Here is a 25,561-nt window from a genome sequence, read left to right on the forward strand (position 1 = left end):
GTACAGTCAATTTGCGCGTCACGCGCCGAAGGCGGGCCGGTTTGAACATGAACGCTGATTTTTCCGAACGTCGTGTGAAGATGGTGGACGGCCAGGTCCGTACCACCGACGTGACCGACGCAGCCATCTTGTCGGCAATGCTTTCGGTGCCTCGCGAGGCGTTCGTCGACAATGGTCAGCGCGAGCTCGCCTATATCGACGAGGATCGACGCTACGCTGCGACCGCCGATGCCGATCAGCCACGCTATCTCATGGAGCCGTCGCCTTTCGCAAAGTTGGCGCAGCTGGCTGAGATCAAGTCCAGCGACTTCGTGCTCGATGTCGGCTGCGGGACAGGTTATTCGTCCGCGGTGCTGTCGCGCCTGGCAAGTTCGGTCGTCGCCTTGGAAAGCGATGCAACGCTTGGCGCGCGCGCTGCGGAAACCTTGTCTTCGCTCGGTTATGACAATGTGGTGGTGGTCTCGGGTGCATTGCCTGCCGGCTATCCGTCCGAGGCGCCATACGATGTCATTTTTGTTGGCGGAAGCGTCGAGCAGGTTCCTGAGAAGCTGCTTGCCCAACTCAAGGAGGGCGGCCGTCTGGTCGCCGTCGAGGGGCGAGGCAATGCTGGTGTAGCGGCAGTTTATCTCAAGAACGAAGCGACAGTAACGGCCCGAAAAGCCTTTAATGCGGCAGTTAAGCCACTACCCGGCTTCAATCGTACACGCGAATTTGAGTTCTGATCTCCTTTTTCTTGCGGCGCGTCGTTTGTCGTGATGATCTAACGCCCGGACGAGTGCGACTGATTCCGGACTGATTTGGTCCGATATGGTTGCTTTGGGTCGGATCCGGCGAGGGGCATTTCAGATTGCCTTCGGGCAGTCCGCCGCAGAATCAATGAGGGACGCGTGTTGCCGTTTTTCCGTAAAAGTTTGTTTGCCGTAGCCTTGGTTTCAGCCACGGCCCTTTCGCCGCTGTCGGCCTCGGCGGAAACAATCCTAGGCGCTCTTTCAAAAGCGTATCAGAACAATTCGGCGCTCAATTCGGCCCGTGCCGGCGTGCGTGTGACCGACGAAAACGTGGCCATTGCCAAGTCTGGCTGGCGCCCGACCGTAAGCGCCAACGCCGGCATCGACTATACGGCAACGCGGCTCTCGGGAGTGACCACCAATCTTTCCGTCGGTGCTTTCGGTGTCGCGATCAATCAGACCCTGTTCGATGGTTTCCAGACCAAGAACAATGTCGCTGCTGCGGAGTCGCGGGTGAGGGCCTCGAACGAGTCTCTCCGAAACACTGAGCAGACAACGCTGTTCAATGCCGCGACCGCCTATATGGATGTCATTCGCGATCGCCAGATTGCAGTGCTGACCGAGCGCAATCTCCAGTTCCTGACCGAGCAGGTGCGCGCGGCGCGCTCGCGTTTCGATGTGGGTGAGGGCACGCGCACGGACGTGGCTCAGGCCGACGCATCGCGCTCCGCTGCCGTCGCAAGCCTGGCAGCAGCGCGCGCCCAGGCCGAGTCCAGCGCGGCCGTTTACCGCCAGATCGTCGGTGACGATCCCAAGAATCTGAAGGCAGCATCACCGGTTGCGAAACTTTTGCCCAAAAGCCTCAACGGGGCGATTGCTATCGCAGCCGAGCAACATCCAGCGATTCTCGCGACCGAGTATCTTGTCGACGCTGCCGGGTTCTCGGTGAAGTCGGCGGAAGGCCAGTTGTTGCCGCAAGTGACCGCTCGCGCGGGGGTTTCGCAGACTTATCGCACCACGTCGCCGGACACCTTGGCCGATGGCAATTCCGCTTCGGCTACCATCGGTGCCACGTTGACCGTGCCCATCTACCAGGGCGGCCGTGTTGCCGCCCAGGTGCGGCAGCAGAAGGAAACGTTGGGCCAGGCCCGGATCGAGGTCGATGTCAGCCGGGACCAGGTTCGGACGGCTGTGACCGCTGCCTGGACACAATACGTTGCGGCACGTGAAAGTGTAGCGGCCAATCGGGCGCTTGTTTCGGCGCAGCAACTTGCGCTCAACGGTGTCATCGAGGAGCGCAATGTGGGGCAGCGTACGACGCTCGACGTGCTCAACGCGCAGGCCGATGTGATTACGGCCCAGATCAACCTTGCGACATCCGAGCGCGACACGGTCGTGGCAAGTTACGCCATTCTTTCGGCTACGGGCAGCCTGTCGGTCGATCGGCTTGGGCTCCAGGTCGCAAAGTACGAGCCGAAGGAGCACTACAACGCCGTCAAGGACAAGTGGTACGGTCTGCGCACGCCCGACGGCCGCTAATCGTATCGTCCAAGTGACAGTATAGACGGGCGTCTGCTTCGATGAAGCAGACGCCCGTTTTTGTTTTCCGGCAATGCAGCCAAAGTGCAGGGCTGTAATCTGTTGAAATCGGCAGAGCTGTCCAATTGGGGATTCTCGAAGAGGAATCAGTAGGCTACGCTTGGGTTCTGATTCGAAGCCCGTTTCAACGGGCGGGTTTGTAACCTGTCACGAAGGCGGCGGATGTGACGATGGCCCAGGCTAACAGCGCTCAACGGGAACCCTCGATGGAAGAGATTCTCGCTTCCATTCGCAGGATCATCGAAGACAACGACACCGGACGCCGTCCGGCAGTCGATTTCGAGCAGTTGCGCCCGGAACCTGAAGCCGATGGTGGCGACCGGAACATCATAGAAGTGGAGGCTTTCCGCGCGGAGTTCCAGGCCGCCAAGCCAGCGCCACTCGAGTCCGAACCGGCAATTGTAGAGCCCGTCGTAGCAAAGCTCGAGACCCCTCGTCGCGACGAGACAAGTGCACCGCTTTGGCCGTCGGTCGAGGCAAAGGCACCGGTAGTCTCTGATGAGGTCAAGGCACCTGTAGCCGTTGAGGCGCCGGAAGCGGCAGCGGAAGCACCTGTCGTGGCGCGCGCGTCCGCTGCAAGCTGGACACCGAAGTCGACTTTGGCCGTCGAGCAGATGGAGCGTCTGGCTGGTCCAGCACGCGAGCCGGAAAAGGTCGAGGTCGCTGTCGCTGCCAAGCCCGCCGAGCCTGTCGTTGCGGACGAACAGTTGCTTGCGAAGCCGGCGATCCTCTCCGAGCAGGCGGGCCGTCAAGTGTCGGCGGCATTCGGCGAGCTCAATGATGCCTATGCGGCGCGCAGCCGCAAGTCTTTCGACGACATCGCCGCCGAGATGATGCGGCCGATGCTGCAGGATTGGCTCGACAACAACCTTCCCACACTCGTCGAGCGACTTGTGCGTGAAGAAATCGAGCGTGTGGCGCGCGGCGCCTGACGGCCGCCTGCTCGGTAGTATAGCGATACTTCATCCAGGAAATACGATTCTTCGCCAATGGCTTGCGCTGATTTGTGCTCGGCGTGGGTGAAGTCCGTCGACGGAATCCTGCGCTTTGTCGTAGTCGACGCAGCACTGAAAGCGTGCTCGACCTGCCATGAGCTTGCCATTCGCCTCGGCAACTATGAAGTTGCACGCGCCCTTGGCGCTGCGCGCGGCGCCAATGGTTGACTCGCTCCCACCCATCCGATTTACACCGGACCAGTAAAATCCGGACCAAACGGAACCAATTCCGATGCTTGAGAAGACCTACGACGCCAAATCAGTCGAACCCAAGATTGCCAAGGCCTGGGAAGATGCCGATGCCTTCAAGGCCGGCGCGGGGGCTGCAGAAGGCGCGGAACCATTCACCATCGTAATCCCGCCGCCCAACGTTACCGGCTCGCTGCACATGGGCCACGCGCTCAACAACACGCTGCAGGACATTCTTGTCCGCTTCGAGCGCATGCGCGGCAAGAACGTGCTCTGGCAACCTGGCATGGACCATGCCGGCATCGCCACACAGATGGTGGTCGAGCGCAAGCTGATGGAAAAGCAGATTCATCGCCGCGACCTGACGCGCGAGGATTTCATTGCGCGCGTGTGGGAGTGGAAGGACGAGTCGGGCGGCATGATCTTCAACCAGCTCAAGCGGCTGGGTGCTTCCTGTGACTGGTCGCGTGAACGCTTCACCATGGATGAGGGGCTGTCCAAGGCCGTCATCGAGGTGTTTGTCACGCTGCACAAGCAGGGCCTGATCTACAAGGACAAGCGCCTTGTGAACTGGGATCCGAAGCTGTTGACCGCCATCTCCGATCTCGAGGTCGAGCAGCACGAGGTCAATGGCAACCTATGGCACTTCCGCTATCCGGTCGAAGGCGAGGTCTACGATCCTGAGGATCCAAAGACCTACATCACTGTAGCAACGACACGGCCGGAAACGATGCTCGGCGACACTGCCGTCGCCGTTCACCCGGACGATGAGCGCTATTCATCACTCGTTGGCAAGAATGTCGTGCTGCCGATCGTCGGCCGCAAGATTCCGATCGTTGCCGACGAATATTCCGATCCGGAGAAAGGCTCTGGCGCGGTCAAGATCACGCCGGCCCACGACTTCAACGATTTTGAGGTCGGCAAGCGCCACAACTTGCCGGCGATCAACATCCTGACCGTCGAAGGCAACATCAACATCGTCGACAACGAGGAATTCCTCGAAGGTGTCGAGCGCAGCGAGTTGCGCGACGGTGTGTGGGCACAGCTCCACGGCCTCGACCGCTTCGAAGCCCGCAAGCTGATCGTCAAGATCATGGAGGAGGGCGGTTTTCTCGACAAGGTCGAACCGCACAAGCACATGGTGCCGCATGGCGACCGCGGCGGCGTGCCGATCGAGCCGTACCTGACCGACCAGTGGTGGGTCAACGCCGCCGAGATGGCAAAGCCCGCGATCCGCAGCGTGCGCGAGGGCCGCACCAACTTCGTCCCCAAGAACTGGGAGAAGACCTATTTCGACTGGATGGAAAACATCCAGCCCTGGTGCGTGTCGCGCCAGCTGTGGTGGGGGCACCAGATCCCGGCATGGTATGGCCCTGACGGCCATGTCTTTGTCGAACGCACCGAAGAAGAAGCGCTCGCCGCGGCGATCCAGCACTATCTCGCACTTGCCGGACCGTGGAAGGCCTGGGTCGAGGAGCAGCTTGAGAATTTCGAGCCCGGCAAGATCCTGACCCGCGACGAAGACGTGCTCGACACCTGGTTTTCGTCAGCGCTTTGGCCGTTCTCGACGCTCGGCTGGCCTGACAAGACGCCGGAACTCGACACTTACTACCAGACCGACGTTTTGGTGACCGGCTTCGACATCATCTTCTTCTGGGTCGCCCGGATGATGATGATGGGCTTGCACTTCATGGAAGAAGAGCCGTTCCACACGGTCTATGTCCATGCGCTGGTTCGCGACAAGAGCGGCCAGAAGATGTCGAAGTCGAAGGGCAACGTCATCGATCCGCTCGAGCTGATCGACGAGTACGGTGCTGATGCCTTGCGCTTCACCTTGGCCATCATGGCTGCGCAAGGACGCGACGTGAAGCTCGACCCGGCCCGCATCGCCGGTTACCGCAACTTCGGAACCAAGCTGTGGAACGCCACGCGCTTTGCCGAGATGAACGGTGTCGCGCGCAATGACGAGTTCTGGCTCAACGACGCCAAGCTTACGGTCAACCGCTGGATCCTGACCGAACTCACCCGCGCGACGCGCGAAGTGACGGCGGCCATTACCACCTACCGCTTCAATGAAGCCGCGGGCGCTGCCTATCGCTTCGTCTGGAATACCTTCTGCGATTGGTACCTCGAACTGCTGAAGCCGATCTTCATGGGCGAAGACGAAGCCGCCAAGGCCGAAAGCCAGGCTGTGGCCGCTTTTGTGCTCGATGAGGTCTACAAGCTGCTGCACCCGATGATGCCGTTCATGACCGAGGAGTTGTGGGCGCATACGGCGGGCGAAGGCAAGGAGCGGGCGTCGCTGCTCTGCCATGCAGCCTGGCCAGCGCCTGACTTCGAGGACACTGCTGCCGCCGCCGAGATCAACTGGCTGGTCGATCTGGTCAGCGGCATTCGCTCGGTGCGTTCGGAGATGAACGTGCCGCCAGCGGCTATTGCGCCGCTGGTCTTTGTGGGCGCCAATGATGAGACGCTTGCGCGCCTCAAGCGTCATCAGTCGGCAATCGCCCGGCTGGCGCGTGTCGGCGAGATCACGCACGAGGCGGCAGCGCCCAAGGGGGCGGCGCAGATCGTTGCCGGCGAGGCCACCGCATGCCTGCCGCTCGGCAGCCTGATTGATCTCAGTGCGGAAGCCGCGCGCCTGCAAAAGGAGCTTGCCAAGACAACCGAAGAGATCGCGCGACTGCACAAGAAGCTGTCGAACGAAAAGTTCGTTGCCTCTGCTCCCGAAGAGATCGTCGCGGCCGAGCGTGAAAAACTCGAGGACTATCGCCAGATGCAGGAAAAGCTCGATACCGCGCTTTCCCGCGTCAGGGACGCCGGCTGACGATTCGAAGTTCAACCCCTGCCGTGGCTTGACGCTGCGGCAGGAACTTCTTTTTTCTCGCTGTATACATGCCGCTGCGTAAGCTGAAGCTGATGTATCCATTTTTCGCCTGATTGTTGCCATAATGTAACAAAGGACTGAAATGGCGGGAAAATGCCTGTTTCCGCGCAATGATCCATGGGTATTCCTGGAAACTCTGTTCGCGAAAACAGCGAAATCACCAAAATTGACGTTTGCGTAAGCGGAAGGTCTGCGGCGATCACGCCGAGAGGCGCATTCGGCGCGGGCGTTTGTGAAAAATCAATGTTGCGTGAAGACAATGAAATCGTTCAATTCGGCTCACGAGCATTCGGGAGAGGACCTAATGAATTTTTTGCGTTTCAAAGCGCTGCTGGGGGCAACGGCGCTGACAATCGTTGCGGCAAGCGCGGCGCAGGCCGGTGGTTTTGACCGCGGCGGTGTCAATATTGACCAGTTGTTTGATGCAGCACCTTACTCGTTTGAAGCCGGCGTGACCTATGTGTCGCCTCAGCGCACGTTGAAGAATGTCCGCCGCCTCGACCCCTCAGGTCTGAAGTCACCAGAGGTCAAGGTCGAAGGCGATTATGCCGTGCCGCGCGTCGGCCTGAAGTTCAACGTTGTCGAACCTGTTGACTGCTTGGCTTCATATACAAAGCCATATGGTGCTGACGCCGACTACGGTCTCAACAATGCCTATTCCCCGACAGCCGTGAAATTTTCGATTGATACTAACGACTTCGGCCTCACTTGCTCTTACAAGGTGGCCGTCGGCAAGGGATCGTTCCGCTTCATTGGTGGCGTATCCTATCAGGATGTAGACGCGTTTCTATCGCGCCAGACACTTCTCGGTTTGAGCGCTATCGGTGGTCCGCTCCCCGCCGGCAATTTGGGCAATACCGGCGTTGGGACCTTCAAACTTTCTGATTCAACCTGGGGCTGGCGCATCGGCGGCGCTTACGAAATGCCTGAAATCGCCCTCCGTGCGAGCCTGATGTATTATTCGAAATACAATTATGATGGCCTTTCGGGCACTGTCGACACGACCGGATTCAGTGGCCGTGGTTTCCCCGCTAACTTGCGTCCGGGTTCAACCGGGGTCTTCCCGGTGTCGGCGTCCGCCGAGATTCCGCAGGCCCTCGAGTTTAAGTTCCAGACGGGTATTGCGCCGGACTGGCTGGCATTCGGCTCCGTCCGCTGGCAGGAATGGAGCAAGCTTGGCGTCATTCCGATCACGGGTGTCCGGAGCCCCGTTAATGGCGCTGCATCGAAGGTGTCCTTCGATCCGCTCTATCGCGACGGCTGGACGGTTGCCGGCGGTATCGGCCACAAGTTCAGCGACATGATTAGCGGTGCTGCCCAGATCACCTGGGATCGCGGCACGTCCACCATCTCGGGCTATCAGTCGGACACCTGGAACTTTGGTGCCGGCGTATCCGTGGCTGCGACCGAGAACATCGAATTCCGACTGGGTGGGTCGATCGGCATCATGACCAGCGGAACGTCGGCCTATAACGGCGTCGGCGACGTAGCAAATGCCGTCATTTACGAATTTGACAGCGATCCGGTCTATGCGGGCGCGGCGTCCGTGAAGATCAAGTTCTGACCAAATCGCCATGATCCCTTGCTCCCTGTAGATACTATGGGGAGCAGGACAATTGAGCCGGGCGTCATGCCCGGCTTTTTGTTGCCCGGGGTCCATTTCCATTTCGGAAACCATGGCGCGGCAAGTCCGCAACAGTTGTGACGATTCAGCAACACTTTTCCAGCAAGCTTTCAGCTATGGAACGAAGCGGGACAATTGCCCATTTCCCGCCATAAACCCGGCGCACCCCGGATAGGTCTTTTGATCAGTACCCGGATGTCGGGCGTAACAGGGCCGCATTGATGCGGCAGGAACAGGAATGAACGCCAAGGCGATCTTCAAGGCCAAGCTTTCCAGCCCGCGCGAGGCGGCGGCCCTGGCGCATGCGGCTGCCTGTTCCTATTTCTCAGCGAGAACGCCTGCCGGTTGCGGAAGTGATCTTGCGATGGCCACCACACAGGCTCGGCCGATGAGGACCTTCTTCGATCACGATTGCTTGCACCAAATTGGCCGTACTTTGGTCGAAAACGGCGAGCATCTTAGCTGCATGGATGCTCAGGACATGAAGCGCCCGGCCAAAATCCTTGGCATGGTGCAGTCCGAGGCAGAACTGGCGGAGAGGGTGAAAGACTTGAAACCGTGCTCGACCGGCGGTCGGTTGGGCGCGACGTGGAATTATGTCCGAACCGAGCGGCCAAGCCGTGACGGTACGGTCATCTCCCATCCCGGTGGGCGAAAGAAACGCACTGCTATGCGCATCTCTGAGTTGGTAAGAGCATCAGCCTTTTCGGCGCTCGTCGCGGCCAGTCTTCTGGGTGCCGCTGGCGAAGCGCTGGCGTTCGACGACAAGGTCTTCGACGACAAGACCGGGGTGAAGCCGCAGTCGAGCCCGTGGGCCGTGTTCCAGTTCGGGTTCTCCGCCTACAAGAGCGGCCACAAGGACCAGGCCGTCGAGGCCTATCGCTATGCCGCTGAAAATGGCCAGATCGGTGCCACCTGGAAGCTCGCGCGCATGTATGCCGAAGGCGACGGTGTGGCCCAGAACGATTACGAGGCCTTCAAGTTCTTCACCGAGATCGCCGAACAGGATGTCGAGCCCGGCTCGCCCGAGGAGAGCTACGTCTCCGATGCGCTCGTGGCGCTTGGCGGCTACATGAAGGAAGGCATTCCCGGCAGCCCGGTGTCTGCCAACCCGGTCGCTGCGCAGGAATACTACATGCGCGCCGCCGCCAACTACCGCAATCCCAACGCCCAGTACGAAATGGGCAAGATGTTCCTCAGGGGCGACGGCGGCGTGAAGGTGTCGGTCAAGCAGGCCGGTCGCTGGCTGCAGCTTGCCGCCGAAAAGGGCCATGCCGGTGCACAGGCGACCCTTGGCAACTTGCTGTTCCAGAGCGGCAAGGTGGTACGTGGCCTTGCGATGATGACCGCGGCCCTCGAACGCGCACAGCCCTCAGACCAGCCGTGGATCCGCGGCATGCAGGAAGAGGCGTTCGCGCTGGCCGACGAATCCGATCGCCGCACGGCTATCTCACTGGCCGAGGACATCCTGACCAAGGGCAATCAGTAGGCGTTATGCTTGCTGCAGCAACATTGCAGTAGTCTGACGCCGAGACTGCCGATAGGCAGTCCTGAGCTTTTTCCAAGTCTGATCATGGCCAGGTCCGCCGGAGTCGAAACTGCGGCGGTGCCTTGTTTCATGCCGCTTGAAGATTGAGATCGATCGCGACCGGAACGTGGTCGGAGGGTTTTTCCCACCCGCGAACGTGCTTTTCGATCGATGCCGAGGCGAACCGGTTCGCAGCTTCGGGCGACAAGAGCAGGTGATCGATGCGGATGCCGTTGTTCTTCTGCCAGGCACCGGCCTGATAGTCCCAGAATGTGTAGACGTCGGGCTGGTCGGTAACCGCGCGCACGGCTTCGGTGAAACCCAGGTTCAACAGCCGGCGGAATGCCTGGCGCGTCTCGGGTTGGTATAGTGCATCGCCCAGCCACATTTCGATGTTGCGGGCATCGACGGCCTCCGGGATGACGTTGTAGTCGCCGGCCAATACGAGAGCTTCTTCCAGCGCCAGTCGTTCCGCCGCCCAGCGTTCAAGCCGTGACATCCAAGACAGCTTGTAGGGGAATTTCTCTGTCCCTACGGGGTTGCCGTTGGGCAAGTAGAGCGAGACGACGCGCAACGCGCCCTTGTCGGTTGAAAATACCCCCTCGATAAATCGCGACTGTTCATCGGAATCATCGCCGGGCAGGCCGCGATTGACCTCGTCGAAGCGCAGCTTGGACAGTATAGCGACGCCGTTGAAGCCTTTTTGGCCATGTGTTTCGACGTTGTAGCCAAGCGCTTCGATCTCAAGTCGTGGGAATTGATCGTCGACCGTCTTTATTTCTTGCAGGCACACGATGTCGGGCGCGCTTTCTCTAAGCCAATGCACCAGGTTCTCGATGCGGGCTCTGACGCCGTTGATGTTCCAGGTTACGATCTTCATGAATTTCACGCGATTATTTCAAATAAATCTTGATAGCCTGCGCGGCCGTTCCGGACGATCCTGCACCATCCCTTGGGAGAAGGGAACCGGTCCTCTTCGGCATTCTTTGGACCGGCTGGCAAAAGGGGAACAAATGCCATGTCCAACAGTCCACATCCTGTGGACGAGGTGCTACCAGCGCCTCGTCTAGCCGCGCTTGGAATCCAGCATGTGCTGGTCATGTATGCCGGCGCAATCGCAGTACCTCTCATCATCGGTCGCGCGCTCAAGCTCGACCCGGAGCAGGTCGCCTTCCTGATTTCAGCCGACCTCTTCGTCTGCGGCGTGGTCACCATCATCCAGTCATTCGGCGCGACGCAATGGTTCGGCATCAAGCTGCCGGTGATGATGGGCGTGACCTTCGCCGCCGTCGGCCCGATGGTGGCCATGGCCAACGCCAACCAGGGACCGGATGGCGCCCGCATGATCTTCGGCGCCATCATTGGCGCGGGCATCGTGGCCTTTTTGATTGCACCCTTGGTCAGCCGGATGTTGCGGTTCTTCCCGCCGGTCGTTACCGGCACCATCATCGTGGTGATCGGCGCATCCTTGATGCGTATCGGCATCAACTGGATCTTCGGCAATCCCTTTGGACCTACCGCACCGAAGCTCGTCGCGCCCGAGCATGCCGAGTGGCTGAAGACGGTAACCGACATGGCTGCTGCCACCGGCTCGACCATTCCGCCGATTCCAGCCAAGCTGGCACTCGCCGCAACAGCACCGAACGCTGCCTATGCGCCGCTCGTCAATGTCGGCGTCTCGGCAGTGGTGCTGGTCTCCATCCTGGCAATCGCCAAGTTCGGCAAGGGCTTCCTGGCCAACATCGCCGTGCTGCTCGGCATCGTCATCGGCGGCGTGCTTACCGCCTCGCTTGGCATGATGCATTTCGACAAGGTGGCGTCTGCCGGCTGGTTCGAACTCATCACGCCGCTACGTTTCGGCATGCCGATCTTCGATCCGATCCTGATCATTACCATGGTGCTTGTGATGATCGTCGTCATGATCGAATCGACCGGTATGTTCCTGGCCCTTGGCGACATGACGGGTAGGAAGGTGACGCAACCGATGCTTTCGGCAGGCCTGCGTACTGATGGACTTGGCACCATCATTGGTGGCCTGTTCAACACCTTCCCCTATACCAGCTTCTCGCAAAATGTCGGTCTCGTCGGCGTCACCGGCGTCAAGAGCCGTTTCGTTTGCGTCGCTGGCGGTGTGATCCTGATCATTCTCGGCCTCGTGCCCAAGATGGGAGCGCTGGTCGAATCGTTGCCTACCGTCGTGCTGGGTGGTGCCGGTCTGGTGATGTTCGGCATGGTGGCGGCGACTGGTATCCGCATTCTGTCCAATGTCGACTTCAAGACCAACCGCAACAACCTGTTCGTCGTCGCGGTTTCCATCGGCTTTGGCATGATCCCGCTGGTAGCGCCCGACTTCAAGATGTGGATGCCGCACGACATCCACCCACTCATCGAGTCGGGCATTCTGCTGGCGTCGGTTTCGGCAGTGGTGCTGAATGCCTTCTTCAACGGCACCAAGGAAAACGAAGCCGAAATCCGCGAAGCGGCGATGGCGTCGGAAGCCTGATTGCTCGCAGGGTCAAGAGAAAGGGCCGTCCCACGGGGCGGCCCTTTTTCGTTCAGCCAGGCTTGCGCTCGACAAGCCCGACCGTGTTGCCGGCGGGGTCTTTTAGGAAAGCCATCCATTCGCATTCGCCGGCCGGGCCGAACTCGCCACTGGAGTCCCGGTGGACGAGCGTTGGCGCAGTGGTGAATGCAACGCCGTTGTCGGACGCCGTTTCGTAGAACGTGTCGAGTTCGATGATGTCGAGATAGACGGTTGCCTGCGGCACGCCGCCGGTGAAGAACAACCTGGTGGCTCCTGCCATGATGAAGGCGATGCCAGGTGGGTCATAGCGGGCGTGTACGGACAAGCCGAACACCTCGAGCCAGAAGGCGAGGGTCGCGTCGATGTCGCGGCCAGCCGAGAGCGCAACCTGACGGAGCGCTCCGACTCGGCGCATGGCTAGATGGAGAAGCTGGTGCCGCAGCCGCAGCCAGCGACCGCATTGGGGTTCTTGATCTGGAACGACTGTCCCATCAGGTCGTCGACGAAGTCAACAACCGAACCGCCCATGTAGACAAGCGACAGGTCGTCGACGAGCAGCGTCGCGCCATCGCGTTCGATCGCTACGTCGTCATCGTTGCGGGCGTCGACGAGGTCGAACTTGTAGGAAAAGCCGGAACAGCCACCGCCTTCGACGGAAATACGCAGTGCTATCTTGCCGGGATCGCTGGCCACGATCTTCGCAATCCGCTTGGCAGCGGCTTCGGTCATGTCGACTTTCATGGCAGTCTTGGCGTCAGCGCCCATCGGCGTCACCTTGCTTTCGGTTTCTTATGATAGGTATGAAGCCACCTGTGGCAAGTCAACAGGTGGGAGTATGGCAAGCGAGCGGCAACTTGGCGATATCGGCTTCGGCTACCGGCCGCGCGCGGCCTACGCCTGCGATCCCGCGCGTTCGCGGGGCCGCCTCTTCGACGAGGTCGAGAGCCCGACGCGCACGCCGTTTCAACGCGACCGCGACCGCATCATCCATTCGACCGCCTTTCGCCGTCTCAAGCACAAGACGCAGGTGTTCGTTGCCCATGAAGGCGATCATTTCCGCACACGGCTGACGCATACGATCGAGGTCGCCCAGATCGCACGCGCCTTGGCGCGCGCCCTGCGCTGCGACGAGGACCTGGCCGAGGCGATCGCGCTGGTCCATGATTTCGGCCATACGCCGTTTGGCCACACCGGCGAGGATGCGCTGAACGACAAGATGGCGGCCTGGGGCGGCTTCGACCATAACGCCCAATCCTTGCGCATCGTGACTAGACTGGAGCGGCGCTACGCTGAGTTCGACGGGCTCAATCTGACCTGGGAAACCCTTGAGGGGCTGGTCAAGCACAATGGGCCGTTGACCGACGCTACCGGAAAGGGCCTGAAGGGGCCGGTCCCGCAGGCGATCCGCGACTATTCGGAACTGCATGACCTCGAACTTGACCGCTTCGCCAGCCTGGAGGCCCAATGCGCGGCGATCGCCGACGACATCGCCTACAACACCCACGACATTGACGATGGGCTGAGAGCGGGGCTGCTGACCCTCGACATGCTCGACGCGGTTTCGCTGCCTGCCTCGATCCTGCGCGGCGTACGCGAACGCTATCCCGCGCTTGATGTGGTGCGTACCGGCCACGAACTGATGCGCCGGCAGATAACGATCTTTGTCGAGGATGTGATTTCGACCGCCGCCGCCAAGATCGCGCGTGCGGCACCGCAGAGTGCCGACGACATCAGGGCGGCCGGTGAGGCGATGGTGACCTTTTCCGATGCAATGGCGGCGTCGGAGAAGGAGTTGAAGGCCTTTCTCTACCGCAACATGTATCGGCATTCCGAGGTGATGCGGGTGCGCGCCGATGCCGACAGCATCGTGCGCGACCTGTTCGATGTCTATTTCGCCGATCCGCGCGCCATGCCCGAAGGCTGGCGCGAGGGGCTCGACCGGGCCGAAGACCGCATCAAGGCACGCGCCGTCGCCGACTTTCTGGCCGGCATGACCGATACCTATGCGATCAAGGAACACCGGCGCTTGTTTGACCATACGCCCGATTTGGGTTAGGCCGAGCGCAATTTCCGGCATATTTTGCCGGTAGCCACGCAATGCCAGCCAGAGCCGAGCACATGAACATTTTCGCCGATTTCAGCGAGCGGATCACCAAAGCCGTCGAAGCGCTTGAATTGACTCCCAAAGATGGCGGCGCACTCGATCTCACGCGTATTGCCGTGGAACCGCCGCGCGACGCCACCCATGGCGACTTGGCGACCAATGCGGCGATGGTGCTGGCAAAGCCGACAGGGCAGAATCCACGCGCCCTGGCCGAGCGTCTTGTTGCCGAACTGGCCAAGGACGCCGACGTGGCGAAGGCCGAAGTCGCCGGACCCGGTTTTGTCAATCTCAAGCTCCATGATGGTTTCTGGCACAAGCATCTGGCAGAGTTGCTGTCGCGCGGCACCGAGTACGGCCGCTCCGGTTTCGGCCAGAAGAAGCGCGTCAACGTCGAATACGTCTCGGCCAACCCGACCGGTCCGATGCATGTCGGCCATTGCCGGGGGGCGGTTGTCGGCGATGCGCTCGCCAACATCCTCGGCTTTGCCGGCTACGACGTGACCAAGGAATACTACATCAACGACGCCGGCGTGCAGATCGACGTGCTCGGCCGCTCGGTGATGCTGCGCTATCGCGAAGCGCTGGGCGACGAGATCGGCGAGATCCCGGCTGGGCTTTACCCCGGCGACTATCTCGTTCCTGTCGGTCAGGCGCTGGCCAAGGAGTTCGGCCGCGAGCTGTTGCAAAAGCCCGCGGACGAGGCCCTGGCGCTCATCAAGGACCGCACCATCGATGCCATGATGGAGATGATCCGCGAGGACCTGGCGCTGCTCAACGTACGCCACGAGGTGTTCTTCTCCGAGCGCACGCTGCATGCCGACAACGCCAAGGCCATCCGCTCGGCGATCAGCGATCTGACGCTGAAGGGCCACATCTACAAGGGCAAGCTGCCGCCGCCCAAGGGCGAGAAGCCCGACGACTGGGAAGACCGCGAGCAGACCCTGTTCCGCTCGACCGAGGTCGGTGACGACATGGACCGGCCGCTGGTCAAGTCGGACGGGGCCTTCACCTATTTCGCCGCCGACGTCGCCTATCTCAAGGACAAGGTCGATCGCGGCTTCGAGGAACTGGTGTTCGTGCTGGGCGCCGACCATGGCGGCTACGTCAAGCGCATGGAAGCATTGGCGCGCGCCGTTACCGGCGGTGCAGTCAAGCTCGACGTGTTGCTGTGCCAGTTGGTCAAGCTGTTCCGCGACGGCGAGCCGGTACGCATGTCCAAGCGGGCAGGGGAGTTCATCACCCTGCGCGAGGTCGTCGAGGAAGTCGGCCGCGACGCGATCCGCTTCATGATGCTCTACCGCAAGAGCGATGCGCCGCTGGACTTCGATTTTGCCAAGGTGACTGAACAGTCCAAGGACAACCCGGTGTTCTACGTGCAGTATGCTTCGGCGCGCTGCCACTCGGTGTTCAGGCAGGCCAAGGAGCAGCTTGGTGAAGCAGAGTTCGCGCGTTCCGGCCTGATTGGCGCTGTCGAGCGGCTGACCGATGAAGGCGAGATCGCGCTGATCAAGAAGCTGGCCGAGTATCCGCGCCTGATCGAATCCGCTGCCCAGTCGATGGAGCCGCACAGGCTGGCCTTTTACCTCTACGATGTCGCCAGTACGTTCCACGGACACTGGAATCGTGGCACCGACAACCCAGACTTACGGTTTGTTAAGGTTAACGACCGAGAATTGACCTATGCCAGACTCGGGCTGGTGCAGGCTGTTTCGGACGTTTTGACGTCGGGCCTGGCGTTGATCGGAGCGGATGCCCCGACCGAAATGCGCTAGGTTTTCCGGGACTTCGTGTCACCTTTTGCCCACATTGCGCTGGTAAGGGCCAACCTTACGCGACGTTCATTGCGTCCGAAAAAAGTGCGAGAGTTCGGGAAAACGAATGGCAGATAGAACCCAGCTGAAGATCGCAGACAAGAACCAGTTCGCCGACGAAGACCCCTTCGCTGAATTGACGAGGATCATGGGCTTCGACCCGCGCCAGCCTGTGGTGCGCCAGGATGTTGGCGCGCCCGCTGGTCACGTGGATCCGGCTATGGACGACGATTTCGGCATCGATCTGGAAAAGGAATTGCTCGGCGAATTGGCCGTCGACGAACAGGTTGCGGCGCCGCAATACGAGGCTCCCGCTTCTTACGTTCAGGCTGAAGATCCGGCCGAAGAGGCAGCCTATGCGCGTGCCTCCGAACCGCAATTTGAGCCGGAATTCGCGGACGCTTCATTCGATGATGCGGTTGCGGCCAGCTTCGAGCAGGATTTTTCGCTTGAAGACGAGCTGCTGCGCCCTGAGGAGCCGGCCTATGCCGTTGAACCGGCTTACGCAGTGGAGCCCGACTACGCTGTAGCGCCTGCCTACGCTGCCGCACCTGAAGTCGACTTTGCGCCCGAAGCGGCGTTTGACGATGCCGTTGCCGCATCTTTCGAGCAGGACTTTTCGCTCGAAGACGAATTGCTGCCGGTCGAAGAAAGCACCGAGCAAGTCGCTGCACCGGTTGCTTATGCCGTGCCGGCTGAAGTCGACCTCGATGCCGATTTCGATGTCGCGCTTGCCAATGTCGACATGGATTTCGCTGCGCATGACGATGCGAATTACACTGTCGAGGCCGGAGACGACGAACCGCTGACGCTGGGCGAGTATCAGCAAGCCGAGCCGGAAATCGCGTTTTCCAGCGAGGAGCTGGTCGACGAATCCCAGGCGGTCGCGGCGCCTGTCGCGCAGGCCCAGGACTATGACGAGTTCGAACGCCGCTTGCAGGATGCCCTGCAAGATGAAGAACCGGCCTACGAACCAGCGGTTGCCTACGAAGAGCCAGCCTATCAGCCCGAGGCTGTCGCCGCCCCAGTGGCAGCGCCGGTTGCAGAAGATACCAGCCTCGAAGACGAGCTGAACGCTTTGCTCGGCAACATGAGCAGCCAGGCCAAGGCACTGTCCGAGCCGACGCCGCTTCGCGCTGTCGAGCCGGTTGCAGAGCCCGAGCCTGCCTTTGCCAGTTCGTTGTGGGCGGCTGAGCAGCCTGAAGAAGCCGCACCGCAGGAATCTGAAACGACAGACTTTGCGCCGTCCTACGAAGCGCAGCAGGTCGCGGATTATTCGTCCGAAGTCGAAGAGGCCCCGGTTCTGGCGGATGCCGGCTATTCCGAGCCGAGCTATGACCATCAGGCCGACGTCGATGTCAGCTTCGATGATGACGCCTTCGACATGGCACTTGAGCATAGCGCGGTAACGGATGTGGCAGAGGTGGTCGCGCCTGTCGCAGCCGCTGCTGCCGCTGCCGCACCGCTGCGTCCGCTGGCTGCCTCGCGTTATGAGCAGGCCCGCAGCTGGGGGCTTGGTACACCGGTCGCGCCGCGCGCCGTCGACACGCAGCCAAGCTATCGATCCGAGGCGAGTTCTGGCTACAAACCCGAGGCCTATGCCGCGCCCACCGAAACCTTTGCGCAGCGTGACGAACCCGAAGCCGTCGAATCCTACATGCCGCAGCAAGCCGAGCCTGTTGTCGATGTGGCCGACGACCTCGAGGCGGAGCTGTTCGAAGCCGTTTCGTCCTTCGACGATGCTCCGGACATCGAGACGGTCGACGTGCCGGAAAAGGCCGTGGCCCTTGCCGATGATCTGGATATTCCCGAGCTGTCTTTCGAAGACGATGCTCCGCCTGCGCCTGCCTATGACGATCTTGACGGCGAATTCTCGAACCTGATGAACGAGATGAACGCGGCCGAGACCGGCACGCAGTCGACGTCGTCGAGCTACGCGGCCAATCCCTACGCTACCGGTTTTGACCGCAAGACGTTGCGCGATGGCGATGTCGCTCAGCAGATCGAGTTTCCGGCTGCCGCAGCGGCCGGTGCTGCCGCTGGTGCGGCTGCCATGTATGGCGCACGCCAGTCCGCGCAGGGTGGCGAACGCCCGACCGGCTTCGATCTCGGCGGCATGCAGCAGAGCCAGGGGGCGGCACCGCGCCAGCAGCCACCGCTTGACGATTTCGACTACGATCCTGATTTCGACGAGGCGATGGAAACGCTGCCCGGTTCTTCCGAGACGGCTCGTCCGGCTCGTCGCGGCATGATGATCGCTGCCGTCGTCGGCGCGGTCGCCATTGTTGGCGGCATTGGCGCCTGGGCGCTTTCAACCGGCGGCGGAGATGGGGCCGGAGCGCCCGTTATCGTCAAGGCCGACGAGAGCCCGATCAAGGTCAAGCCGGAAAATCCCGGTGGCATGACCGTTCCGAACCAGGACAGCAAGGTCTATGACCGCGTTGCCGGTGGTACGGCTAACGGTGCGCCCGCCCAGGAAAAGCTAGTTACGAACACCGAAGAGCCGATCGACGTGACGGCGCAGGACGAGGCGAGCGCCTCCGATTCCCTGCCGCTCAATGAAGAAGATACGGCCGATGCTCCGACCGCGAAGTCGGAAGACCGTGTCGCGCAGGCGGCCCAGGCCGACCAGCCGGATGCCAGCGCCGAGACGGCTGCTGTTGCTCCGCGCAAGGTGCGCACCATGGTCGTGCGTCCTGATGGCACGCTGGTTCCCCGCGAAGAGCCGGCTCCTGCCGCCGTTGCTGCGACCGAGCCGGCCGATCCGGCACCACAACGTGTTGCCGGAAGCGAAGCCACCGGCACGGTGCCGGCCCAGCCGGCGTTGGCACCGGTCGCCAAGCCGGCTCAGCCGACCAATGCGCCCGCCCAGTCGACCAATACGCCAGCCAGCGCTCCAGTCGCGCCGCAGCGTCCTTCGCAGCAGCCGGTCAATGTGGTCGGCGAAGTCAAGCCGGACCAGGTTGCCGCCTTGGCACCTTCGGCTCCGACAGCTGCTGCTTCGGGCGCCTGGGCGATGCAGATTGCCTCGCAGCCAAGCGAAGAGGCCGCGAAGTCGACCTATCAGGACCTCGTGCGTAAGTACGGAAGCGTGCTGAACGGCCGTGAAGCCAGCATCGTCAAGGCCGACATTGCCGGCAAGGGTACCTTCTGGCGCGTCCGCGTACCGGCAGCCACGCGCAACGAGGCGATCAGCCTGTGCGAGAGCTACAAGGCCGCCGGCGGCAACTGCTTCGTCTCGAAGTAAGCTCGGAACCTTAAGCATCAGAAGACGGCGCAGCTTGGCTGCGCCGTTTTCGTTTGTGCGGTCGAGGCACGGCGATTCTATCGCGGCCCAAAAGGCGCTAAACTTGCCCAATGCGCGAATCACCCACATCGCCAAGGGCGCTTTCTGGGGATTACCGGCCGAAGGCCACGGCAATCCTTGCGGCGGGTGTGGATATTGTCCTTCACTGCGGTGGCGCTACCGGCAAGGCGCTGGAAAGCGCCGATAGGGTGCTGCGGGCGGAATTAGGACACTATTTCGAGGCAGTTGCTTAGTCTCACGGAGAAGGCACGGATTTTGGCGGAGTCATTGGAAAGCAAGGCGCAAAGGCCCGCACCGATGGATCGCCTGTGGGCGGAGAACGCCGACGATCGCACCACCGACGATCCGTCGCTGGTGGTCGATGTGGCAGGCTTCGAAGGCCCGCTCGATCTGCTCCTGCATCTCGCTCGCAGCCAGCGCGTCGACCTCTCGCGCATTTCGATCCTGGCGCTAGTCGAGCAGTATCTGGCTTTCGTTTCGCAGGCGCGGGCGCTGAGGTTGGAGCTTGCCGCCGACTATCTGGTCATGGCAGCCTGGCTTGCCTTCCTCAAATCCAAGCTTCTGATCCCCAAGCTGCCCGGCGACGAAGGCGAGAGCGGCGAGGAGCTGGCTGCGGTGCTGCAGTTCCGGCTGAAGCGGCTGGAGGCGATGCGCGACGCGGCAGCCCGGCTCGTCAACCGCAACCGGCTGGGCCGCGATGTGTTCCAGCGCGGTGCGCCGGAAATGGTCATCATCGACAAGCGCAACCAGTATTCGGCCTCGCTCTACGATCTCTTGAGCGCCTATGCGAACCAGCGCCAGCGTCAGGCAATCACCAATGTGCAGATCGCCAAGCGCGGCGTCTGGTCGCTCAAGCAAGCGCGCGACATCCTGGCCCGCATGGTCGGTGAATTGAAGGATTGGACCGCGCTCGATCATTTCCTCGTCCGCTACATGACCAGCCCGGAAGAGCGGGCAACGGCGATCGCCAGCTCATTTGCCGCGAGCCTGGAGATGGTCCGCGACGGTAGCGTCGAAATACGTCAACATGAGCCGTTTGCGCCGATCTACCTGCGCGAACGCCAGCCGGGCGACCGGCAGACCGAGGGCGCGTCATGAGCGAAGGATCAAACGTTGTTCCGTTTTCCCTCGATGATGAGGATGGCGACAGCAAAAATGAGAACCCGGCCGCGCGCCTGCACCTGGCTGAAGCTGCGCGCATGGCCGAGGCGATCGTCTTTGCCAGCGCCGACCCGGTAAGTGAAAGACAGCTGGTATCGCGTCTGCCGGAGGGTGTCGACATTGCCGCCGTAATGGCCGAACTGCAGCGTATCTACGAGCGCCGGGGCGTCAATCTCGTCCGTGTCGCGGATGCCTGGGCCTTTCGCACCGCCGGGGACCTTGCCTTCCTGATGAGCCGCGACACCGTCCAGCAGAAGAAGCTGTCGCGCGCAGCGCTCGAAGTGCTGTCGGTGATTGGCTACCACCAGCCGGTGACTCGCGCCGAGATCGAAGACATCAGGGGCGTCGAGACCTCGAAGGGCACGCTCGACACGCTGATGGAAACCGAATGGGTGCGCATGCGCGGCCGCCGCAAGACGCCGGGCCGGCCTGTGACTTATGGCACGACCGACAAGTTCCTCGACCATTTCGGGCTGGAGGAGATTCGCGATCTGCCCGGCATGGAAGAACTCAAGGGAGCAGGGTTGCTGTCGACCCGCATGCCGCCCGGCTTCTCGGTGCCTTTGCCACCATCCGACCCAGACTTGCTCACCGACGACGAGGATCCGCTGACGGACATCGATCTCGAAGAGCTTGGCCTGTTGACACCTCGCGTCACAGATGATTGACCGGCGCCGGTGTGGAACCGGCCCCCGGAGGTCCATCCTGTGACAACCAAACAAGCCCAGACAGCATCGCGTGTGACAGCCGGCGTGACCTTTGCCGCGCGTCTGGCTTTTGAAAACATCCGCCATTCTTTCGCCAACGGCGCCGAGACGTTGCGCGACGTCACTCTGGCGGCTGAGCCGGGCGAAGTGCTGTGCCTGCTCGGCCCATCCGGTTCAGGCAAGACGACGCTGCTCAGGATCGCTGCGGGCATCGAGGCGCAGACGTCGGGCAGGGTGCTGCTCAACGGTAAGGAAATCGCTGGTCCCCAGGTGTTCCTGCCCCCGGAGCAACGCTCGATCGGGCTGGTTTTCCAGGATTTCGCGCTCTTTCCGCATCTGAGCATCCTCGACAATGTGCGGTTTGGCCTGACCGCGCTGTCGCGCGACGAAGGCAAACGCGAAGCGCTGATCGCTCTCGCCCGCGTTGGCCTTGAACATTATGCCGACAACTATCCGCACGCCTTGTCCGGTGGCGAGCAGCAGCGGGTGGCACTTGCGCGCGCGCTCGCGCCACGGCCGGCGGTGCTGTTGATGGACGAACCGTTCTCGGGACTGGATTCGCGGCTCAAGGATTCGGTGCGCGCCGAAACGCTCGCGATCCTGCGGGAAAGCCGCGCAACGGCGATCGTGGTTACCCACGATGCCGAGGAGGCCATGCGAATGGGCGACCGTATCGCTCTGCTCAAGGACGGCAGGCTCGTACAGACGGGCAGGGCGGATGATCTTTATCTGCGTCCGGCGAATCTGTTCGCCGCTGGCTTTTTCTCGGAACTCAACGTCTTTTCGGGCAAGGTCGTCGATGGTTATGCGGATACACCGGTCGGTGAGGTCGAAACCGACATTGCCGATGGCGCCGAAGTCTCGGTTGCGGTGCGACTCACCGGCATCGATGTCAGCGAAACCACCGGCGAAACGCAGGCTCGGATCATTTCCAGGCGCTATCTGGGTGTCGTCGAATTGCTCGAGCTTGCGGTGCCTGGTGCCGAGATACCGGTGAGGGCGCGCATACGCTGCGGCGCTTTGTCCGCAAAAGCACGTGATATATGGCTGTCGCTTCGGAAAGCGGATGTTCTAGTGTTTGAATCCGGAAGCGAAAGAGCCTAGATCAATCGCAGGGAAACTGTTCAAGAGAGAGTTCAATGGGTTCGTTTTCAATCTGGCACTGGCTGATCGTTCTGGTCGTCGTGCTGCTGCTTTTCGGTCGCGGCAAAATCCCAGAACTGATGGGTGACATGGCCAAGGGCATCAAGAGCTTCAAGAAGGGTATGTCGGACGACGAAGCCGATGACTCCAAGACGGTCGAGCATCGCACCGATGAGACCGTGAATTCGACAAAGGAAAAGGCCAGCAAGAGCTGAGACCTCACTCTTGATTACAGCGGCGCGCGTCCATCTGGACGCGCAAGTGCTGCTGTGAGCCTCTTGAATCCGTGCATGATCTTTTCCGAACATCGTTGCCGATTTCGGGGCATGCACTAGCCGGATCGCACCGACATGTTTGAAATCGGCTGGACCGAAATGCTGGTTATCGCGGTCGTCATGATCGTGGTCGTTGGCCCCAAGGATTTGCCCAAGATGCTCCGCACCATGGGGCGAATGACGGCCAAGGCACGTTCCATGGCGGGCGATTTCCAGCGCCAGTTCAATGAGGCGTTGAAAGAGGCCGAACTCGACGAGGTCAAGAAGTCGGTCGACGACTTGCGCAGCCTCAATCCGGCCAATGAGATCAGGAAGCAACTCAATCCGTTCGAGCAGGCCGCAGCCGATGTGCGTGCCGGCATCGACACGGCAATGAAGCCCTCCCAGCCTGCGCCGCCGGCTGATCCGGCCGCAAGTTCCGCGCATCCGGCCGAGCCGTTGAAGAATGGCGCTGCTGCGATGCCCGGCGTTGCCGGACCCGAGGCGATGCCAGCGGCACCGGTATTCCCGGCTGCCGAGGTCAAATCCACGCCAGTGCCTGTCGCAGCCAGTGCTGAGCAGCCGAAGGCTGCGGTTAAGCCAAAGGCAGGGCCGAAAGCCAAGCCGGCTGCGAAAGCCAAGGCAAGTGTTACGCCTGCCAAGGCTGCGGCGCCGAAGGCGGCCCCAGCTAAGGCCGCCGCCCCCAAGAAGTCTGTTGCCGCCAAGGCGACCAAAGCAGGAAAAGCCTCGTGAGCGCCGAAGACGACGAAATCGAAAAGTCCTCGGCCCCGCTGATCGAGCATCTGATCGAGCTGCGTACGCGGCTGATATGGTCTATCGGCGGCTTCTTCGTCGCTTTCCTTGTCTGCTTCTTCTTTGCCAAGCAGCTGTTCAACCTGCTCGTCATCCCGTTCAAATGGGCGACGAAGTGGGCCGGCCTCGACCCCCATAAGGTCGAGCTGATCTACACCGCGCCGCAGGAATTCTTCTTCACCCAGATCAAGCTCGCCATGTTCGGCGGCCTGGTGATTGCATTTCCGCTGATCGCCACGCAGATCTATAAGTTCATCGCGCCGGGTCTCTACAAGAACGAGCGCAACGCCTTCCTGCCGTTCCTGATCGCCTCGCCGATCCTGTTTCTGATGGGCGCGTCGCTGGTCTATTTCTTCTTCACGCCAATGGTGATGTGGTTCTTCCTTGCCATGCAGCAGGCCGGCACCGACGATCAGGTGCAGATTTCGCTGCTGCCGAAGGTTTCGGAATATCTCAGCCTGATCATGACGCTGATCTTTTCCTTTGGCCTGGTGTTCCAGTTGCCGGTGGTGACGACGCTGATGGCGCGCGTCGGAATGGTCTCGTCGCAAGGTTTGGCCGACAAGCGCAAATGGGCTATCGTCATCGCCTTCGTGGTGGCGGCGGTTCTGACGCCGCCTGACCCGGTCAGCCAGATCGGCCTTGCCCTTCCCACGATCCTTCTTTACGAGATTTCCATCTGGACCGCCCGGATGATCGAAAGAAAGCGCGAGCAGGAGCGCGTGGCGAAGGACAAGCAGGACGCGGGCGAAAGCACCGCAGAGCAGCAATCGCCAGCAGCATCGACCTCGCTCGAAGGCACAGGCAGCGGCACGAAAGCCGGCTGACAGCCCGATCCGCCGTCGCGGTCGTTTCGACAACCGCGACGACCGGAATAGTTAAATGCTTGATATCAAATGGATTCGCGAGAACCCCGCAGTGCTGGCCGAAGCCTTGGCCAAGCGCGGCCAGTCGGACGTCGCTGCGAAGTCGACGGTTGAAGACCTGATCGCCAAGGACGAGGCGCGCCGCGCCCATGTCTCCAAGCTGCAGGAGGCGCAGGAGCGCCGCAATGCTGCTTCCAAGGAAATCGGCAACGCGATGCGCGCTGGTGATTCCGCGCTCGCCGAGAAGCTGAAAAGCGAAATCGCCGAGATCAAAGGCTTCATCCAGGATGGCGAGGGCCGCGAGCGAGAGCTCGACAAGGCGCTCAATGACGCACTGGCCGTCATTCCCAATGTCCCTTTGGAAGGTGTTCCGGTCGGCAAGGACGAAACCGGCAATGTCGTGCTGCGCATGGTTGGCACGGTTCCGCCACGCCCCAACTGGGTGAAGGAACATTTCGAGATCGGCGAAACTCTCGGCCTGATGGACTTCGAGCGCGCCGCCAAGCTTTCCGGCTCGCGCTTTACCGTGCTCAAGGGCCAGCTTGCACGCCTTGAGCGCGCGCTCGGCCAGTTCATGCTCGACCTGCACACGTCGGAGCACGGCTACACCGAGGTGCAGCCGCCGCTTCTGGTTCGCGATGAGGTGCTGTTTGGTACCAACCAGTTGCCCAAGTTCGAAGAAGACCTGTTCTTCGTGGCGCATGGCGACAGCCGTCTCGGCCTAATCCCGACCGCAGAGGTGCCGCTGACCAATCTGGTGCGCGAGGAAATCCTGGCGAGCGAGCAACTGCCACTCCGCATGACGGCACTGACGCCGTGCTTCCGCTCGGAAGCAGGGTCCTCCGGGCGCGATACGCGTGGCATGCTGCGCCAGCACCAGTTCTACAAGGTCGAGCTGGTTTCGATCGTCGATGCCGAAAGCGCACTTGCCGAGCACGAGCGCATGACCGAATGCGCGGAAGAAGTTCTGAAGCGCCTCGGCCTGCCGTTCCGCACCATGGTGCTGTGCACCGGCGACATGGGCTTTGGCGCGCGCAAGACCCACGACATCGAGGTCTGGCTCCCGGGTCAGAACACCTATCGTGAAATCTCGTCCTGCTCGGTCTGTGGCGATTTCCAGGCACGCCGCATGGATGCCCGCTATCGTCCGAAAGAAGAGAAGGGCACGCGTTTCGTGCACACACTCAACGGCTCGGGCGTGGCTGTCGGCCGTGCGTTGATCGCGGTGATCGAAAACTACCAGAACGAGGACGGCAGCGTAACGATTCCTGAAGTCCTGCGTCCTTACATGGGTGGTCTCTCCAAGATCGAAATGAAGTGA

The 25,561-nt window shown here is 61.3% G+C and carries 22 protein-coding genes; 18 read left to right on the forward strand and 4 right to left on the reverse strand.

Annotated elements, in window-relative coordinates; all coding sequences use genetic code 11:
• Positions 1-47: 47 nt before the first annotated feature.
• The 5 genes from C8K44_RS19265 to C8K44_RS19280 all read left to right on the forward strand — a co-directional run bounded on the left by C8K44_RS19265 (position 48) and on the right by C8K44_RS19280 (position 6,338).
• Positions 48-722, forward strand: coding sequence for a protein-L-isoaspartate O-methyltransferase (locus C8K44_RS19265; protein ID WP_109577394.1), 675 nt, complete (start codon positions 48-50; stop codon positions 720-722).
• 168 nt (positions 723-890) lie between these two features.
• A complete protein-coding gene (locus tag C8K44_RS19270; RefSeq protein WP_109577448.1) occupies positions 891-2,267 on the forward strand; it encodes a TolC family outer membrane protein in 1,377 nt (458 codons plus the stop codon).
• 266 nt (positions 2,268-2,533) lie between these two features.
• Positions 2,534-3,259, forward strand: a complete 726-nt coding sequence (locus C8K44_RS19275) for a DUF2497 domain-containing protein (RefSeq protein WP_245417551.1) — start codon at positions 2,534-2,536, stop codon at positions 3,257-3,259.
• 57 nt (positions 3,260-3,316) lie between these two features.
• Positions 3,317-3,490: a hypothetical protein gene (locus tag C8K44_RS27565; protein WP_158282763.1), complete on the forward strand. Its 174-nt coding sequence runs from the start codon at positions 3,317-3,319 to the stop codon at positions 3,488-3,490.
• A 64-nt stretch (positions 3,491-3,554) separates the two neighbouring features.
• Positions 3,555-6,338 (forward strand): valine--tRNA ligase, encoded by a 2,784-nt coding sequence (locus C8K44_RS19280; protein WP_109577396.1) that lies wholly within the window; start codon positions 3,555-3,557, stop codon positions 6,336-6,338.
• Positions 6,339-6,349: 11 nt separating this feature from the next.
• Here C8K44_RS19280 and C8K44_RS27340 read toward each other — a convergent pair whose 3' ends face one another.
• The gene (locus C8K44_RS27340) at positions 6,350-6,658 is read right to left on the reverse strand and encodes a hypothetical protein (protein WP_146203971.1); all 309 of its coding nucleotides are present in this window, start codon (positions 6,656-6,658) and stop codon (positions 6,350-6,352) included.
• Between the two features lie 44 nt (positions 6,659-6,702).
• Between C8K44_RS27340 and C8K44_RS19285 the strand changes: the two genes are divergently transcribed.
• Positions 6,703-7,962, forward strand: coding sequence for an outer membrane protein transport protein (locus tag C8K44_RS19285; RefSeq protein ID WP_109577397.1), 1,260 nt, complete (start codon positions 6,703-6,705; stop codon positions 7,960-7,962).
• Positions 7,963-8,692: 730 nt separating this feature from the next.
• Positions 8,693-9,511 carry a tetratricopeptide repeat protein gene (locus tag C8K44_RS19290; protein ID WP_109577449.1) on the forward strand — a complete coding sequence of 273 codons (819 nt, stop codon included), beginning with the start codon at positions 8,693-8,695 and terminating at the stop codon, positions 9,509-9,511.
• Between the two features lie 127 nt (positions 9,512-9,638).
• On the opposite strand, the gene xth is transcribed toward C8K44_RS19290, so the two are convergent.
• Positions 9,639-10,430, reverse strand: a complete 792-nt coding sequence (xth, locus tag C8K44_RS19295; protein ID WP_109577398.1) for an exodeoxyribonuclease III — start codon at positions 10,428-10,430, stop codon at positions 9,639-9,641.
• A gap of 138 nt (positions 10,431-10,568) precedes the next feature.
• Here xth and C8K44_RS19300 point away from each other — a divergent pair, with 138 nt between their 5' ends.
• Positions 10,569-12,053, forward strand: a complete 1,485-nt coding sequence (locus tag C8K44_RS19300; protein WP_109577399.1) for a nucleobase:cation symporter-2 family protein — start codon at positions 10,569-10,571, stop codon at positions 12,051-12,053.
• A gap of 52 nt (positions 12,054-12,105) precedes the next feature.
• Here C8K44_RS19300 and C8K44_RS19305 read toward each other — a convergent pair whose 3' ends face one another.
• The gene (locus C8K44_RS19305; protein ID WP_109577400.1) at positions 12,106-12,489 is read right to left on the reverse strand and encodes a VOC family protein; all 384 of its coding nucleotides are present in this window, start codon (positions 12,487-12,489) and stop codon (positions 12,106-12,108) included.
• A 2-nt stretch (positions 12,490-12,491) separates the two neighbouring features.
• The gene (gene erpA / locus C8K44_RS19310; protein WP_109577401.1) at positions 12,492-12,839 is read right to left on the reverse strand and encodes an iron-sulfur cluster insertion protein ErpA; all 348 of its coding nucleotides are present in this window, start codon (positions 12,837-12,839) and stop codon (positions 12,492-12,494) included.
• 70 nt (positions 12,840-12,909) lie between these two features.
• Here erpA and C8K44_RS19315 point away from each other — a divergent pair, with 70 nt between their 5' ends.
• The 10 genes from C8K44_RS19315 to serS all read left to right on the forward strand — a co-directional run bounded on the left by C8K44_RS19315 (position 12,910) and on the right by serS (position 25,561).
• The gene (locus C8K44_RS19315; RefSeq protein WP_109577402.1) at positions 12,910-14,130 is read left to right on the forward strand and encodes a deoxyguanosinetriphosphate triphosphohydrolase; all 1,221 of its coding nucleotides are present in this window, start codon (positions 12,910-12,912) and stop codon (positions 14,128-14,130) included.
• Between the two features lie 62 nt (positions 14,131-14,192).
• Positions 14,193-15,950: an arginine--tRNA ligase gene (gene argS, locus C8K44_RS19320; protein ID WP_109577403.1), complete on the forward strand. Its 1,758-nt coding sequence runs from the start codon at positions 14,193-14,195 to the stop codon at positions 15,948-15,950.
• A gap of 106 nt (positions 15,951-16,056) precedes the next feature.
• The gene (locus C8K44_RS19325) at positions 16,057-19,236 is read left to right on the forward strand and encodes an SPOR domain-containing protein (protein ID WP_109577404.1); all 3,180 of its coding nucleotides are present in this window, start codon (positions 16,057-16,059) and stop codon (positions 19,234-19,236) included.
• Positions 19,237-19,593: 357 nt separating this feature from the next.
• Positions 19,594-20,394, forward strand: coding sequence for a ScpA family protein (locus C8K44_RS19335; RefSeq protein WP_109577406.1), 801 nt, complete (start codon positions 19,594-19,596; stop codon positions 20,392-20,394).
• Entirely contained in the window at positions 20,391-21,125 is a 735-nt protein-coding gene (gene scpB, locus C8K44_RS19340; RefSeq protein WP_109577407.1) for an SMC-Scp complex subunit ScpB, read from the forward strand. The genes C8K44_RS19335 and scpB overlap by 4 nt, the downstream gene beginning before the upstream one ends.
• Before the next feature lie 39 nt (positions 21,126-21,164).
• Positions 21,165-22,268 carry an ABC transporter ATP-binding protein gene (locus C8K44_RS19345; protein WP_109577408.1) on the forward strand — a complete coding sequence of 368 codons (1,104 nt, stop codon included), beginning with the start codon at positions 21,165-21,167 and terminating at the stop codon, positions 22,266-22,268.
• A gap of 35 nt (positions 22,269-22,303) precedes the next feature.
• Entirely contained in the window at positions 22,304-22,522 is a 219-nt protein-coding gene (locus tag C8K44_RS19350) for a twin-arginine translocase TatA/TatE family subunit (RefSeq protein WP_109577409.1), read from the forward strand.
• A gap of 135 nt (positions 22,523-22,657) precedes the next feature.
• Positions 22,658-23,314 carry a Sec-independent protein translocase protein TatB gene (tatB, locus tag C8K44_RS19355; RefSeq protein ID WP_109577410.1) on the forward strand — a complete coding sequence of 219 codons (657 nt, stop codon included), beginning with the start codon at positions 22,658-22,660 and terminating at the stop codon, positions 23,312-23,314.
• Entirely contained in the window at positions 23,311-24,201 is an 891-nt protein-coding gene (gene tatC / locus C8K44_RS19360) for a twin-arginine translocase subunit TatC (protein WP_109577411.1), read from the forward strand. Before tatB ends, tatC begins: the two co-directional genes overlap by 4 nt.
• A gap of 55 nt (positions 24,202-24,256) precedes the next feature.
• Positions 24,257-25,561, forward strand: coding sequence for a serine--tRNA ligase (gene serS, locus C8K44_RS19365; RefSeq protein WP_109577412.1), 1,305 nt, complete (start codon positions 24,257-24,259; stop codon positions 25,559-25,561).

Origin of the sequence: Aminobacter sp. AP02 (assembly GCF_003148805.1) — a bacterium.
In the GTDB taxonomy this organism is placed as follows: Bacteria; Pseudomonadota; Alphaproteobacteria; order Rhizobiales; family Rhizobiaceae; genus Aminobacter.